The sequence below is a fragment of the Amycolatopsis sp. NBC_01480 genome (genome assembly GCF_036227205.1).
GTDB lineage: Bacteria > Actinomycetota > Actinomycetes > Mycobacteriales > Pseudonocardiaceae > Amycolatopsis.
In genome coordinates this window covers 3,085,008-3,099,065 of sequence record NZ_CP109442.1, presented here as the reverse complement: position 1 = coordinate 3,099,065, position 14,058 = coordinate 3,085,008, and the positions used below count along the sequence as shown (strand labels likewise).

At 69.3% G+C, this 14,058-nt stretch carries 12 protein-coding genes; 5 read left to right on the top strand and 7 right to left on the bottom strand.

From position 1 onward, the window contains the following. Positions 1-49 precede the first annotated feature (49 nt). Genes OG371_RS14725 through pdhA form a run of 3 tightly spaced genes read right to left on the bottom strand, consistent with a single transcriptional unit; the run spans position 50 to position 3,615 of the window. Positions 50-1,411, bottom strand: a complete 1,362-nt coding sequence (locus tag OG371_RS14725; RefSeq protein ID WP_329069526.1) for a dihydrolipoamide acetyltransferase family protein — start codon at positions 1,409-1,411, stop codon at positions 50-52. A gap of 9 nt (positions 1,412-1,420) precedes the next feature. Continuing rightward, positions 1,421-2,413, bottom strand: a complete 993-nt coding sequence (locus OG371_RS14720) for an alpha-ketoacid dehydrogenase subunit beta (RefSeq protein ID WP_329073063.1) — start codon at positions 2,411-2,413, stop codon at positions 1,421-1,423. Then, positions 2,410-3,615, bottom strand: coding sequence for a pyruvate dehydrogenase (acetyl-transferring) E1 component subunit alpha (gene pdhA / locus OG371_RS14715; RefSeq protein WP_329069523.1), 1,206 nt, complete (start codon positions 3,613-3,615; stop codon positions 2,410-2,412). Before pdhA ends, OG371_RS14720 begins: the two co-directional genes overlap by 4 nt. 359 nt (positions 3,616-3,974) lie before the next feature. Between pdhA and OG371_RS14710 the strand changes: the two genes are divergently transcribed. Next, on the top strand, positions 3,975-5,396 hold the full coding sequence (locus tag OG371_RS14710; protein WP_329073061.1) for a M20/M25/M40 family metallo-hydrolase: 1,422 nt from the start codon (positions 3,975-3,977) through the stop codon (positions 5,394-5,396). 312 nt (positions 5,397-5,708) lie between these two features. Next, positions 5,709-6,845: an IS110 family transposase gene (locus OG371_RS14705; protein ID WP_329069521.1), complete on the top strand. Its 1,137-nt coding sequence runs from the start codon at positions 5,709-5,711 to the stop codon at positions 6,843-6,845. Between the two features lie 89 nt (positions 6,846-6,934). Here the strand turns inward: OG371_RS14705 and OG371_RS14700 are convergent, their stop codons facing one another. Genes OG371_RS14700 through OG371_RS14690 form a run of 3 tightly spaced genes read right to left on the bottom strand, consistent with a single transcriptional unit; the run spans position 6,935 to position 10,396 of the window. Continuing rightward, positions 6,935-7,777 carry a transglutaminase family protein gene (locus OG371_RS14700; RefSeq protein WP_329069519.1) on the bottom strand — a complete coding sequence of 281 codons (843 nt, stop codon included), beginning with the start codon at positions 7,775-7,777 and terminating at the stop codon, positions 6,935-6,937. Further along, positions 7,774-8,721 carry an alpha-E domain-containing protein gene (locus OG371_RS14695; RefSeq protein ID WP_091624777.1) on the bottom strand — a complete coding sequence of 316 codons (948 nt, stop codon included), beginning with the start codon at positions 8,719-8,721 and terminating at the stop codon, positions 7,774-7,776. Before OG371_RS14695 ends, OG371_RS14700 begins: the two co-directional genes overlap by 4 nt. Before the next feature lie 13 nt (positions 8,722-8,734). Next, entirely contained in the window at positions 8,735-10,396 is a 1,662-nt protein-coding gene (locus OG371_RS14690; protein WP_329069515.1) for a circularly permuted type 2 ATP-grasp protein, read from the bottom strand. 166 nt (positions 10,397-10,562) lie between these two features. On the opposite strand from OG371_RS14690, the gene OG371_RS14685 reads away from it, so the two are divergent. Genes OG371_RS14685 through OG371_RS14675 form a run of 3 tightly spaced genes read left to right on the top strand, consistent with a single transcriptional unit; the run spans position 10,563 to position 13,244 of the window. Further along, positions 10,563-11,483 (top strand): ABC transporter substrate-binding protein, encoded by a 921-nt coding sequence (locus OG371_RS14685; RefSeq protein WP_329069513.1) that lies wholly within the window; start codon positions 10,563-10,565, stop codon positions 11,481-11,483. 28 nt (positions 11,484-11,511) lie between these two features. Continuing rightward, positions 11,512-12,474, top strand: a complete 963-nt coding sequence (locus OG371_RS14680) for an amino acid ABC transporter permease (protein WP_329069511.1) — start codon at positions 11,512-11,514, stop codon at positions 12,472-12,474. Then, the gene (locus tag OG371_RS14675; RefSeq protein WP_329069509.1) at positions 12,471-13,244 is read left to right on the top strand and encodes an amino acid ABC transporter ATP-binding protein; all 774 of its coding nucleotides are present in this window, start codon (positions 12,471-12,473) and stop codon (positions 13,242-13,244) included. Before OG371_RS14680 ends, OG371_RS14675 begins: the two co-directional genes overlap by 4 nt. A 63-nt stretch (positions 13,245-13,307) precedes the next feature. On the opposite strand, the gene OG371_RS14670 is transcribed toward OG371_RS14675, so the two are convergent. Next, on the bottom strand, positions 13,308-14,054 hold the full coding sequence (locus tag OG371_RS14670; RefSeq protein ID WP_329069507.1) for an ESX secretion-associated protein EspG: 747 nt from the start codon (positions 14,052-14,054) through the stop codon (positions 13,308-13,310). Positions 14,055-14,058 lie beyond the last annotated feature (4 nt).

Genomic DNA, 14,058 nt, shown 5'->3' with positions numbered 1-14,058 from the left:
ACGAAAAAGGGGCCTCCCAGGTACGGAAGGCCCCTTTTCGGCTACTCGGTCAGTACGTGATCGCCACCGCCGGGTCGGCGAGCAGCGCGCCGACGTCGGCCAGGAACTCCGAGCCCTGCTGGCCGTCGATCACGCGATGGTCGAAGCTCAGCGACAGCTGCATCACCTTGCGGACCACGATCTCGCCGTCCACCACCCACGGGGTGTCGCGGATGGCGCCGACCGCCAGGATCGCCGACTCGCCCGGGTTGATGATGGGTGTGCCGGTGTCGACGCCGAAGACGCCGACGTTGGTGATCGTGATGGTGCCGTTCGCCATCGCCGCGGGGGTGGTCTTGCCCTCGCGCGCGACGTCGGTCAGGTCCGTCAGCGCGAGCGCGAGTTCCTTGAGTGACAGGGAATCGGCGTCGCGGATCTTCGGCACGACCAGACCGCGCGGGGTCGCCGCCGCGATGCCGAGGTGCACGTAGTCCTTGTAGACGATCTCCTGCGCCGCCTCGTCCCACACCGCGTTGACGTCCGGCGTGCGCCTCGCCGCCAGGCACACGGCCTTGGCCGCGAACGCCAGCGGGGTCAGCTTGGTGCCGGCGAACTCGCGCGACTTCTTCAGCTTCTCGCGCAGCTCCATCATCGGCGTGACGTCCACGGTCAGGAACTCCGTGACGTGCGGGGCCGTGAAGGCGCTCTGCACCATCGCGTTCGCGGTCGCCTTGCGGACGCCCTTGATCGGCACCCGGCGCTCACGCGTGGCCGGGTCGTATCCGGCGTCCACAGTGGACGGCTGAGTAACGGCCGGCGTCGATCCGTTGGCCGCGCGCTCGACGTCTTCACGCGTGATGACGCCGCCGGCCGTACCGGACAGGGCGTGCAGGTCGACGCCCAGGTCCTTGGCCAGCTTGCGGACCGGCGGCTTGGCCAGCGGGACGTAACCGCCGCGCGGCTTTTCCGCCACAGCCGGTACCGGAGCCACCGGAGCTGCCGGAACCGACGGAGGGGGCGGCGCGGCAACGGCCGCCGCCGGAGCGGGCGCCGAACCCTTGCGCTCCCGCCGTTTCGTGACCACGGCCTTGGAGCCGTAGCCGACCAGCGGCTTCATCTCCTCCTCGGCCGGTGCCTCCGGAGCGGCAGCCGTGACGGGGGCGGCGACCGGGGCAGCCGCGCCACCGGGGTCGACGTCCATGGTCAGGATCGGCGTGCCGACCTCAACCGTCTGCCCCGGCTCCACGTGCAGCTCGGTGACCACGCCGGCCCACGGGATGGGCAGCTCGACGGCCGCCTTCGCGGTCTCGATCTCCACCACGATCTGGTTGACCGTGACCGTGTCGCCCGGCTTCACGTGCCAGGCGAGGATGTCGGCCTCGGTCAGCCCCTCGGCCGTGTCGGACAGGGGGAACTGTTTGTACTCGGGCATGAACCCCCCTCACCAGGCCAGTGATCGGTCGACGGTGTGCAGCACCCGGTCCAGGTCGGGGAGGTAGTACTCCTCGAGCTTGGCCGGCGGGTACGGCGTGTCGAACCCGGCCACGCGCAGCACGGGGGCCTCCAGCGAGTAGAAGCACTCCTGCTGGACGCGGGCGGCGATCTCCGAGGTCAGCGACGATTCCGACGGCGCCTCGCTGACCGCGATCAGCCGTCCGGTCTTGCGCACCGACTCGAACACCGGGCCGAGGTCGAGCGGCGAGAGCGTGCGCAGGTCGATGACCTCGAGCGACTTGCCCTCGTCGGCGGCGGCCGCGGCGGCGTCGAGCGCCACCTTCACGGACGGGCCGTACGCGACGACCGTGGCCGTGGTCCCCTCGCGCACCACCTGCGAGCGGAAGACGCGGCCCGGCGACGTGCCGGTGTCCACCTCCATCTTCAGCGCGCCCGAGTGGTACAGCTTCTTCGGCTCGAAGAACAGCACCGGGTCGTCGGACTTGATGGCCTCCTGGATGCCCCAGTACGCGTCCACCGCGTTGGAGATCGAGACCACCTTGAGCCCGGCGATGTGCGAGAACAGCGATTCCGGCGACTCGGAGTGGTGCTCCACCGCGCCGATCCCGCCGCCGAACGGCACCCGGATGACCACGGGCATCTTGATCTTGCCCTGCGTGCGGTAGTGCAGCTTCGCCAGCTGCGAGGAGATCTGGTCGAACCCGGGGAAGATGAAGCCCTCGAACTGGATCTCGCACACCGGCCGGAATCCGCGCACGGCCAGGCCGACCGCGGTGCCGATAATGCCGGACTCGGCCAGCGGCGTGTCCAGCACGCGCTGCTCGCCGAAGTCCTTCTGCAGCCCGTCGGTGATCCGGAAGACGCCGCCGAGCTTGCCGACGTCCTCGCCCATCATCAGGACCTTCGGGTCCTCTTCCATCGCCCGGCGAAGGCCGAGGTTGAGCGCCTTGCCGATGGTCAGCTTCTGGAGGTCCATCAGTGCTCACCCGCCGTGGCAAAACCGTCCAAATAGGACAGGAACTCTTCGCGCTGGGCGTCCAGCACCGGGGAGGGCTCGGCGTAGACGTTCTCGAAGATCCGCTCCGGCGGCGGCTCCGGCATGTTGAACGTGTACTCGCGCAGCTCGGCCGCGAACTGGTCGGCCTCGGCCTGGACCTGGTCGAAGAAGCCGTGGTCGGCGCCGCCGCCGCGGGCCAGGTAGGCCCGGACGCGCTCGATCGGGTCCTTCAGCTTCCACTCCTCCAGCTCGTCCGAGAGCCGGTAGCGGGAGGGGTCGTCGGTGGTGGTGTGGGCGTCCATGCGGTAGGTGAAGGCCTCGATCAGCACCGGGCCGTTGCCGTGCCGGCACTCCTCCAGCGCCCACCGGGTCACGGCGAGGCAGGCGAGCACGTCGTTGCCGTCCACCCGGATGCCGGGGAAGCCGTAGCCGCGGGCGCGCTGGTACAGCGGCAGGCGCGACTGGCGCTCGGTCGGCTCCGAGATGGCCCACTGGTTGTTCTGGCAGAAGAACACGAGCGGCGCGTCGTAGACCGCGGCCCAGACGAAGCCCTCGTGCACGTCGCCCTGCGAAGTCGCGCCGTCACCGAAGTAGCAGATCGTGGCTTCGCCGTCGTCGTCACCGACCTTGCCCTCGAACTTCTGGCCCATCGCATAACCGGCCGCGTTCAGGACCTGGTTGCCGATGACGATCGTGTACGGGTGGAAGCCGTGGGCCTTGTAGTCCCAGCCACTGTGGTCCGTGCACCGGAAGATGCCCAGCAGCTCGCGCATGTCCACGCCGCGCGCGTACGCGACGCCGTGCTCGCGATAGCTCGGGAAGGCCATGTCCCGCTGTTCCAGCGCGCGGCCGGAGCCGATCTGCGCGGCCTCCTGGCCCAGCAGCGGGACCCAGATGCCGAGCTGGCCCTGGCGCTGCATCGCGTTGGCCTCGCGGTCGGCGCGGCGCACCAGCACCATGTCGCGGTAGAGATTCTTGAGCATCTCTTCGTCGACGTCGGCGATGTACTTGTCGAACTGCGGCGACGGGATCCGCTCGCCCTCGGGGGTGAGCAGCTGAGTCAGCTCAGCGCCACCTTCACTTGTTGCTCGCAAACCGGCGATCACCTGTTCGGGGGATGGCTGGGCCGATACCGCGGCCGGTCCGTCTCCAGGTTCCGGGTGCGTCCACTGTTCGGACGGCATGCGCTGTTCTCCTCGGTGTCGGTGCCTCTGGCGGCCGCTTGTGGCGGCCACAGCGACTGCACCGGCGGGACCGGCGCCTCGGGTCCGAGGCGTCAGGCCACCGTCGGCGTTGACGGTTCTCGCCGACATCCTGGCACGAAGATTAGGCCGATGGTGAGCCGTGGTTGCTGATTTGTTGCTGAGAAACCGGTCCTGAACAGCGAAAACGCTCGGACGCCCGAGTATGGGACCGACGATGGTCGGTCTTCCCGACCGGCGTTCACCAGGCGTCACCGGGTGGCCGCCGGGCGCGCACGGGTGTCGCGCCTCACCGGCTCGAGCCCGTCCGTGACGTCGGTCACCGTGGCAGGATGGCTGGTGTGGAACAGAAATCCGTACGTGAAACCGTGGTCTCGACGTGGATCAGCGACGTCGTGGCGAGCTTGTCCGGTCTGGTCGCGATCCCGGCGCTGTCCCCGGCGTTCGACGCGGACTGGGTGAACTCGGGGCACCTGGCCGCCGCCGTCGAGCACGTGAAGACGTGGATCGAAGGCCGGTCGCTGCCGGGCGCGAAGATCGAGGTCGTCCAGCTCGACGGCCGGACCCCGCTGCTCTACGTCGACGTGCCCGCCACCGCCGGCGCCGTCGACCAGGGCACCGTGCTGATGTACGGCCACCTCGACAAACAGCCCCCGGTCGGCGGCTGGTCCGAGGGCCTCGACCCGTGGACCCCGGTGGTCCGCGACGGCCGGCTCTACGGCCGCGGCTCGGTGGACGACGGTTATTCCGGGTACGCCGCGGTGTCGGCGCTCGAGGCCGTGCACGCCGCCGGCGGTGAGCACGCGCGCGCCGTGCTGCTGCTCGAGACGGGCGAGGAGTCCGGCAGCCCGGACCTGCCCGCGTACGTGGCGCACCTGGCCGAGCGGCTCGGCGAGGTGTCGCTGGTCGTCTGCCTCGACGCGGGCGGCATGGACTACGAGCGGCTTTGGCTCACCACCAGCCTTCGCGGCATGCTGCACCTGACCGTGAACGTGCAGCTGCTCGCCGCCGCGCAGCACTCCGGCCTGGCCAGCGGCGTGGTCGCCAGCTCGTTCCGCGTCCTGCGCCAGCTGCTGGAGCGGCTGGAAGACGCTGAGACCGGCGAGATCAAGCTCGCCGAGCTGAACGTCGAGGTCCCGGCCAGCCGGCTGGCCGAGATCGAGGCCGTCGCCGAGGTCGCCCCGGATGGCCTGCGCACGGTGTTCCCGCTGGTCAGCGGCGGCAAGACGGTCAGCGAGGACGCGCTGGAGCTGCTGCTCAACAACTACTGGCGGCCCACGCTGTCGATCATCGGCGCCGACGGCTTCCCGCTGCCCGCCGACGCCGGCAACGTGCTGCGCGAGAGCACCACGCTCACGCTGTCCTTCCGCCTCCCGCCGACGGCTGACTCGGACGCGGCCCTCGCGGCCGTCCGCACGGCGCTGACCACGGACGTCCCGTACGGCGCGAAGGTGACCATCGCGGACGACGCCCAGGCCGAGGACGGCTGGAACGCCCCCGAGGAGGCGCCGTGGCTGACCGCCGCGCTGCGCCGCGTCAGCGACGAGGTCTTCGGCCGCCCGCACCGCGCCGCCGGCATGGGCGGGTCCATCCCGTTCATGGGCCTGCTCGGCGAGAAGTACCCGGACGCGCAGTTCCTGGTCACCGGCGCCTGCGGGGCCGACTCGAACATCCACGTCCCGGACGAATGGCTGAACCTGGACTACGCGCACCAGGTCACCGAGGCAGTGGCGCACATCCTGGACGCCCACGCGCGGGGCTGAACCGCCGGTCCCGGCTTCCCGGCTTGCGCCCCAATGTGGCGTTCGGTGCGTTGGACGCACCGAACGCCACTGTGAGGATGTGGGGGTGGGGTCACCGGGCCGGTGTGACTCTGTATGCCACTGACCGTTGGTGTCTGTCCAATGATCTGTCGGCCGGCCCGGTGGTCCCGCTTGCCTCACCGGGTGCGGGGTGTGTGACCTGATAGGAGCCTGTAGCCGCAGGCCGCTGATCACAGTGTTGTCCGCTCACCGCGGTTCGGTGGGGTGCCGTTGCCCGCCCAGAACCATCCGAGAAGGAACGACACGACCAGCATGGCAAAACTCCCCGGTAAAACCCAGCCCGCCCCTGTCACCGCCGATGCCGCGGCCACCGGGCAGGTGATCACGGCGGGGGTGGACACCCATCGTGACTTCCACTGGGCCGCGGTGAAGAACGCGCTCGGGCAGGTGCTGGGCACCCGCCGGTTCGCCGCGACCGGTGCCGGCTACCAGGCACTGCTGGCCTGGTTGCGTGGCTTCGGCACGGTCACCGCGGTCGGGGTGGAGGGCACCGGCTCCTACGGGGCCGGGCTGACCCGCTACCTGACCGGTGAGCACGTCCGGGTGGTGGAGGTCAACCGGCCGAACCGGCAGAAACGACGCCGGCAAGGCAAGACAGACCCGCTGGACGCGATCAGCGCCGCCGCGGCGACGCAGTCCGGCGACGCCACCGCCGCCCCTAAACTCCGCACCGGCCCGATCGAGTCGGTGCGGGTGCTGCGCGGCACCCGCGACACCTGGATCAAAGCCCGCACCGCCGCCTGGAACACCCTGCGCGCCCTGCTCGTCACCGCACCCGACGATCTGCGCGAACAGCTCACCGGACTCACCCCGGCACGGCTGCTGGCAGCCTGCCTGGCCCTGCCCGGCACCGACAACACCGGCACCGGCCTCGCCCACGCCCTGCTCGACGCCGGCACCGCCACCCGCATCGCGCTGCACGATCTCGCCACCATGATCAGCCACTACGACCAGGCCGTCACCCGGCTCAACACCCAGCTCACCGCCCTGATCACCCTCATCGCGCCCCGCACCCTCGCCCAGCACGGCCTCGGCCCCGACACCACCGGCCAACTGCTCATCACCGCCGGCAACAACCCCGACCGCCTCCGCAGCGAACCCGCCTTCGCCATGCTCACCGGCACCGCACCCCACCAAGCCAGCTCAGGCCTCACCGACCGGCACCGACTCAACCGCGGCGGCGACCGCCACGCCAACGCCGCCCTCTACCGCATCACCATCACCCGCATGGCCACCCACCAACCCACCCGCGACTACGTCACCACACACCGAACACCCAACCGCAGCAACGGAAAACACATCATCCGCAAACTCAAACGCTACATCGCCCGCAACATCTACCCACACCTCACAGCAGACCTCGCCGCCCTCCAACACCTCACCCCTTGACCAACCATAGGAGCATCATTGGGTGCGTTGGACGCAACCAACGCCACATTGGGGCGTTTCGGGCGAAGCGGTTCAGCGCGTCGCCTGAGTCAGGCCAGCCGGGTCAGCTGCACCGAGACGTCCAAAGTGGACTGGCCACCGCCGGTGAAGATCCCCTTCAACGGCGCCACGTCCGCGTAGTCCCGCCCGGTCGCGACCCACACGTGCCGCGGGCCGACCGGGATGCCGTTCGTCGGGTCGTAGGCCCACCAGCCGCCGGTCCATACGTCGACCCAGGCGTGGCTTTCGCCCTCCACCGTCTCGCCGAGCTTGGCGTCGGACTTCGTGTGCAGGTAACCCGAGACGTACCGCGCCGGGACGCCGATGGCGCGCAGCATCACCAGCGTGACGTGCGCGAAGTCCTGGCAGACGCCCTCGCGCGCCCGCCACGAATCGGTCGCCGTGCTGTGCACGCCGGTGGTGCCCGGCTGGTACTTGAGCTGTTGGTTCACCCACTCGCACACCGCCAGCACCGCGTCCGCCGGGTCGAGGCCCTTGCGCAGCTCACGGGCCTGTTTGGACAGCTCCTGGTCCCGCGGCGTGTAGTCCGTCGGCGTCAGGTACTCGGTGCGGTGGTCGATGACGGTCTCGCCGTGCAATTCCTTCCACGACGCCGAACGCAGCGGCTCGGCCTCGTCCGCGGTCTCGACCACCGACGTCGCCAGCACGGTGAACTCGGTGTGCGGCGCGTGCAGGTCGAAGGACGTCACGACGGTGCCCCAGTAATCCGTGTACCGGTAGGCGCGCGTGGCGGGGGTGGTCTCGATGCGCGTCGCCAGCGCGGTCTGCCGGCGGTCGGACCGCGGGGTCAGGCGCGCCTCGTTGTACGACTGCGTGGCCGGCGTCGCGTACCGGTATCCGGTCCGGTGCGTCACCCGGAGCTGCCAGGTCACAGCGAAACCTCCGCCCCGCTCCAGGCCACCCACGGCGACGTGTGGAAGTACTGCACCGAAACCGCCTCACCGAGGTCCTTGATCGTGGTCTGCAGCCCGCCGAGCCGGCGGGGCAGGTCGTCCAGCAGCGCCGACGGGTGCAGGAACTCCAGCTCGCTGCGCGCCCGGCCGACCAGCCGCAGCGCCTCGGACTTCTCGTTGCCACGCGCGTTCACACCCGGGTCGAGCTGGCGCAGGCAGTCCTCCGCCTGGCGCAGCGCGTGGAAGACCGAACGCGGGAACAGCGTGTCCCGCAACAGGAACTGCACCACCCGGCCGGCGTCGAGCGCGCCGCGGTTGGTGCGCAGGTAGGTGTCCTGCGCGCCGGCCGAGCTGAGCACCGTCATCCAGCCCGGCGACGAAGCGCGGTCCGAGACCCGCGAGAGCAGCAGCCGCACGACCATGTCCGCGCGCTCCACCGAGCGGCCGAGCACCATGAACAGCCAGCCGTCGTCGCGGCTCATGGTGGAGTCGGCGAGCCCGGCGAACATGGCCGCGCGTTCCTCCACAAAGGACAGGAACGCGTGCGGCCCGGCGCGCCGCGCGTACCGCTGGCGGTCCGGGACCGCGTTCCAGGTCGCGTTGAGGCACTCCCACAGCTCGGTGGACACCACCTCGCGCGCGCCGCGGGTGTTCTCCCGGGCGGAGTTGATGGAGCCGACGATGGACGCCGGGTTGTCCTTCGCGTACGCCACCAGCTCGGTGAGCTTCCAGACGTCCAGCGAGTCCGCCCCGTCCGTCTTGATGCCGAGGACGGCGAGCAGCTGCCGGCTCGCGTGGTCCGGGTCGACGCTCGCGTCCTCCAGCAGCTGGTGGACCGAGACGTTGAGGATGCGGGAGGTGTCATCGGCGCGTTCGACGTACCGGCCGATCCAGTACAGCGACTCCGCGTTGCGTGCCAGCATTTGCGAACCTCCCTCAGCTCTGTTGCTGCTGCTGTTGCTGCTGGGCCGCGGACAGCTCCGGCCCCTGCTCGGCGGCCAGACCGTCCACTGCGGACACTTCGCCGAGCGCCGGGCGGTCCAGCTCGCGTTCCACTGTGGACGAGCGCGAGGCGAGCACCCAGGTGTCCTTCGAGCCGCCGCCCTGCGATGAGTTGACCACCAGGCTGCCCTCGGGCAGCGCCACCCGGGTCAGCCCGCCGGGCAGCACGAAGATGTCCTTGCCGTCGTTCACCGCGAACGGGCGCAGGTCCACGTGCCGCGGAGCGAGCCGATCGTCCACCTTGGACGGCACGGTGGACAGCTGCACCACCGGCTGCGCGATCCAGCCGCGCCGGTTCGCGCGCACCTTGCGGCGCAGCGCGTCCAGCTCCTTCTTGTCCGCCTCCGGGCCGAACACGATGCCGTAGCCACCGGAGCCCTCCACGGGCTTGACCACCAGCTCGTCGGTGTGCTGCATGACGTGGTCGAACTCGTCCGGCAGCCAGCACCGGAAGGTGTCCACATTGGGCAGCAGCGGCTTCTCGCCCAGGTAGTAGCGGACCATCTCGGGCACGTAGGTGTACATCAGCTTGTCGTCGCCGACGCCGTTGCCGATGGCGTTCGCGACCACCACGTTGCCCGCGCGGGCCGCGTTGAGCACCCCGGCGATGCCGAGCACGGAGTCCGGCCGGTAGTGCACGGGGTCGAGGAACTCGTCGTCGATCCGCCGGTAGATCACGTCCACCGGCCGCTCGCCCTCGGTGGTGCGCAGGTAGACGACGTTGTCGCGGCAGAACATGTCGCGGCCCTCGACCAGCTCGACGCCCATCTGGCGGGCGAGCAGCGAATGCTCGAAGTAGGCGGAGTTGTAGACGCCGGGGGTGAGCACCACGACCGTCGGGTCGGCGACGTTCGGCGCGGCCGCCGCGCGCAGGGCCCGCAGCAGGTGCGACGCGTAATCACCGACCGGCCGTACCCGGTGCTGGGCGAACAGGTCCGGGAACACCCGCGCCATGGTCCGGCGGTTCTCCATCACGTAGGAGACCCCGGACGGGTTCCGGAGGTTGTCCTCGAGCACCCGGAAGGTGCCCTCCTCGTCACGGACCAGGTCCACACCGGACACGTGGATGCGGACGCCGTTGGGCGGGTTGATGCCGTACGCCTCGCGCTGGAAGTGCTCGCACGAGGTGATCAGCCGGCGCGGCAGCACGCCGTCGCGCAGGATTTGCCGGTCGCCGTAGATGTCCGCCAGGAACGCCTCGAGCGCGCGCACCCGCTGCGCCACCCCGCGTTCCAGCTTGGCCCATTCGGCGGCCTGGATCACGCGGGGCACCAGGTCCAGCGGGAAGGGCCGCTCCTGGCCGGACAGCGAGAACGTGATGCCCTGGTCGACCATCGCGCGGTCGAGCGCCTGGGAGCGGTTGGTGAGGTCGGCCGCGTCGAGCGAGGCGATGGACTCGTACAGCGCGCGGTACGGCCCGCGAACGGTGCCGTCGCCGTCGAACATCTCGTCGTACGCGCCGGCGTGCGGCCGCTCCGGCGCGAGGTACCCGTCGAACTGCGCTCCGGGTTTCGCGGCGCGCCGCCCCTTCACCGTTCGCGCACGTCGCCCGGCAGGCGGCAGGCGGGGACCCGGGTAACTGTTCATGGTCGACATCCTGACCTACAGCGAGGCCTCGGCGCGACACTCACTGTGATACCTGTCCAGTGCGAAACGGCCCCGTAACGTACGGGTGCTGGGCATACCCGCTTACGAGTGGCAATATGCGTGCTCTCGACAGTTGAGAACTACGAGGAGTGACGAAGTGGCCCGAGGACACCAGATGAAGGCGCTCGCCCTTCTCCCTGCTTTCGCGTTGGTCGGCCTGACCATGGCCTGCGGCGCGGGCGGAAGCGGCGCGGGTGACGCCGGGGGCAATTCCTCCGCGGCGGCCCCGGGCGGCTCGGCGGACATCCCGGCGGCGGCCAAGGACGACAAGCTCGCGGCGATGGTCCCGGCGGCGATCTCGGCCGACGGCAAGATCCTGGTCGGCCAGGACCAGAGCTACCCGCCGAACGAGTTCCAGGACGAGAGCGGCAAGGTCAGCGGCTTCGACGTCGACCTGGGCACCGCGGTCGGGCAGAAGCTCGGCCTCAAGATGGAGTTCCAGAACGCCGCCTTCGACGGCATCATCCCCGGCATCCAGTCCGCCAAGTACGAGATGGCGATGTCGTCGTTCAGCATCAACGCCGAACGGCTCCAGACCGTCGACATGATCAGCTACTACAAGGCCGGCACCTCGATGGCCGTGCTCAAGGGCAACCCCGACAAGCTGAGCGTCGACGACCTCTGCGGCAAGAAGATGGGCGTCCAGAAGGGCACCACGCAGGTCGACGACCTGCAGAAGCGCTCCGACACCTGTACAGCCGCGGGCAAGCCGGCCATCGACGTCACCCAGCTGCAGGCCCAGACCGACGTCAACCTGGCCCTCACGGCCAAGCGCGTGCAGGGCGAGCTGGCCGACTCCCCGGTCGTCGACTACGCGGTCAAGCAGACCGGCGGGCAGCTCGAGGTCGTCGGCGCGCCGTACGACACCGCGCCCTACGGCATCGTGCTGAAGAAGGGCAGCGGCGACTACGGCAAGGCGGTGCAGGGCGCGGTCCAGGCCCTGATCACCGACGGCACGTACAAGAAGATCCTGGAGAAGTGGGGTCTTTCGAGTGCCGGCGCGGTCGCCACGTCCGAGATCAACCCGGCTTCCTGAGGTCGTAGGAGATAGGACGTAGTTTTCCGTGTCCAGTTCACTCGACGCGCCTCCGCCCGAGGCCTCCGTCGACACCGAACCCATCAAGGCCGTCCCGGTGCGCCACTACGGGCGCTGGGTGGCCGGGGTGGTCATCCTCTTCCTCGCGTTCATCATCGTCCGCAGCCTGATCACGAACGACAACCTGGGCTGGCCGGTCGTCTGGGAGTACCTGTTCAACGACCGGGTGCTGCGCGGCCTGCAGAACACCCTGATCCTGACCGTGATCTCCATGGTCATCGGCGTGGTCGGCGGCGTGCTGCTGGCCGTCATGCGGCTTTCGCCGAACCCGCTGATGAAGGGCGCGGCGGGCATCTACATCTGGCTGTTCCGCGGCACCCCGCTGCTCACCCAGCTGGTGTTCTGGAACTTCCTGGCGTTCGCGTACCCGCGGCTCGGCCTGGGCATCCCGTTCGGCCCGGAGTTCGTCTCGTGGGACACGAACACGCTGATCAACCAGTTCACCGCCTCGCTGCTGGGCCTCGGGCTCAACGAAGCGGCGTACATGGCCGAGATCGTCCGCGGCGGCATCCAGTCGATCGACGGCGGCCAACTGGAGGCTGCGTCCGCGCTGGGCATGAAGCGCACCACCACGTTGCGCCGGATCATCCTGCCGCAGGCCATGCGCGTGATCGTCCCGCCGACCGGCAACGAGACGATCGCGATGCTGAAGACCACGTCGCTGGTGGTGTCCATCGGGTACTTCGAGCTGATGGTCGCGGTCCAGACCATTTACGCGCAGAACTTCAAGACCATCCCCCTGCTGCTGACGGCCGTGATCTGGTACCTGTTCATGACGTCGATCCTGACGATCATCCAGGTGCAGATCGAAAAGCGGTTCGCGCGTGGTAGTTCGCGGACAGTCGCCGAGAAGAACAAGTGGGGTTCACGAATGCTCGGCTTCCGGTTCGGCAACGGCGGCGGTGGCCAGGGCGGCGGTGGCCAGCCGTGACCCCGGTCGTTTCCGCGCAGAAGATCTGTAAGAGCTTCGGCAACCTCGAAGTGCTGAAGGGCATCGACCTGGAGGTGCACGATCGCGAGGTGCTCTGCCTGATCGGCCCGTCCGGCTCGGGCAAGTCGACCTTGCTGCGCTGCATCAACCACCTGGAGAAGATCGACGCCGGCCGGCTGTACGTCGACGGTGTCCTGGTGGGCTACCGCCAGCGCGGCGACAAGCTGCACGAGCTGCGGGAGAAGGAGGTCGCGTTCCAGCGCAAGGACATCGGCATGGTGTTCCAGCGCTTCAACCTCTTCCCGCACATGACGGCGCTGGAGAACGTCATGGAGGCGCCGATCCAGGTCCGCCGCGAGCCGAAGGCGCAAGTCCGCGAGCGAGCGCTGGAGTTGTTGGAGCGCGTCGGCCTCGGGGACAAGGCGCCGAATTATCCGGCGCAGCTCTCGGGCGGGCAGCAGCAACGCGTGGCCATCGCGCGCGCGTTGGCCATGCAGCCCAAGCTGATGCTCTTCGACGAGCCCACGTCAGCCCTGGACCCGGAACTGGTCGGCGACGTCCTCGGCGTCATGCGCCAACTGGCGAAGGACGGCATGACGATGGTCGTGGTCACCCACGAAATGCAGTTCGCCCGCGAGGTGGCCGACAAGGTCCTCTTCATGGACGGCGGCGTCGTGGTCGAGGAAGGTCCGCCGGCGCAGGTGATCGGCAATCCTCAGCACGAGCGTACGAAGGAATTCCTGGCCCGGGTGTTGAACCCGAACGCCTGAGTTTTGCCTGACCGGTGTGGCCGCCTCCTGATTTGGGGGCGGCCACACCGGTTTCAGCGTCTTTCAGCGTCCGCTGCGCAGTTCGCCTTCCAGCTGCTGGACTTTCTTCGCGATGTCCTGCGGCCCGGCGCCGGCCAGGCTGACCCAGCCGGACTTGTCGACGCCGAACAGGATGCGGCCCTGCTCGGTGTCGACCCAGCCGGGCGGATTCTCGTTGCGCAGCCGTTTTCCGCGGCTGTCGCGCACGGCGACGTACAGCCGTCCGAAGTAGGTGTGCGGGGCTTTCAGCCACTGCAGCACCTTTTTGGCGTCGCGGATGCTCGGGTTGCTCGTGCTGGGGATTTCGCCGCTCTTGATCAGGTTCAGGTCGGTGTCGGAGCAATTCAGAGAAGCGATGTGCGCGGCGGGCGCTTCCGGCAGCATCGCGGTGAACTCGCGCGCCAGCGCGTCCGGCGTGCACGGCGCCAAATAGAGCGTCTGGTTCACCGTGACCACCGACACCGCATCCCGCCCACTCGCCGCGACCCGAACGGTCCGCTCCCCCCGGTCCGACTTAACCCACGAGTAGTACTCGACGCCGGGCCGCTGCAGGACATTGAGTGTCTCGACGAAGTCGTCGTCAAGCCGCCCACCCCGCACCAGACCCCGCTGAGCCAACTCGGCATCCGTGTCGGCCGCCAGCTGCCGCCGCTCGTCCGGCGAATACCACAACGCCCCGCGAACGAGTGTCGGGTGGATGTCGCCGAGGTTCTGGCGTTCGAGCAGCACCTCGTAGGTCTGCAGGCTCAGCTCCACGGGCTTGCGCAGCACAGTA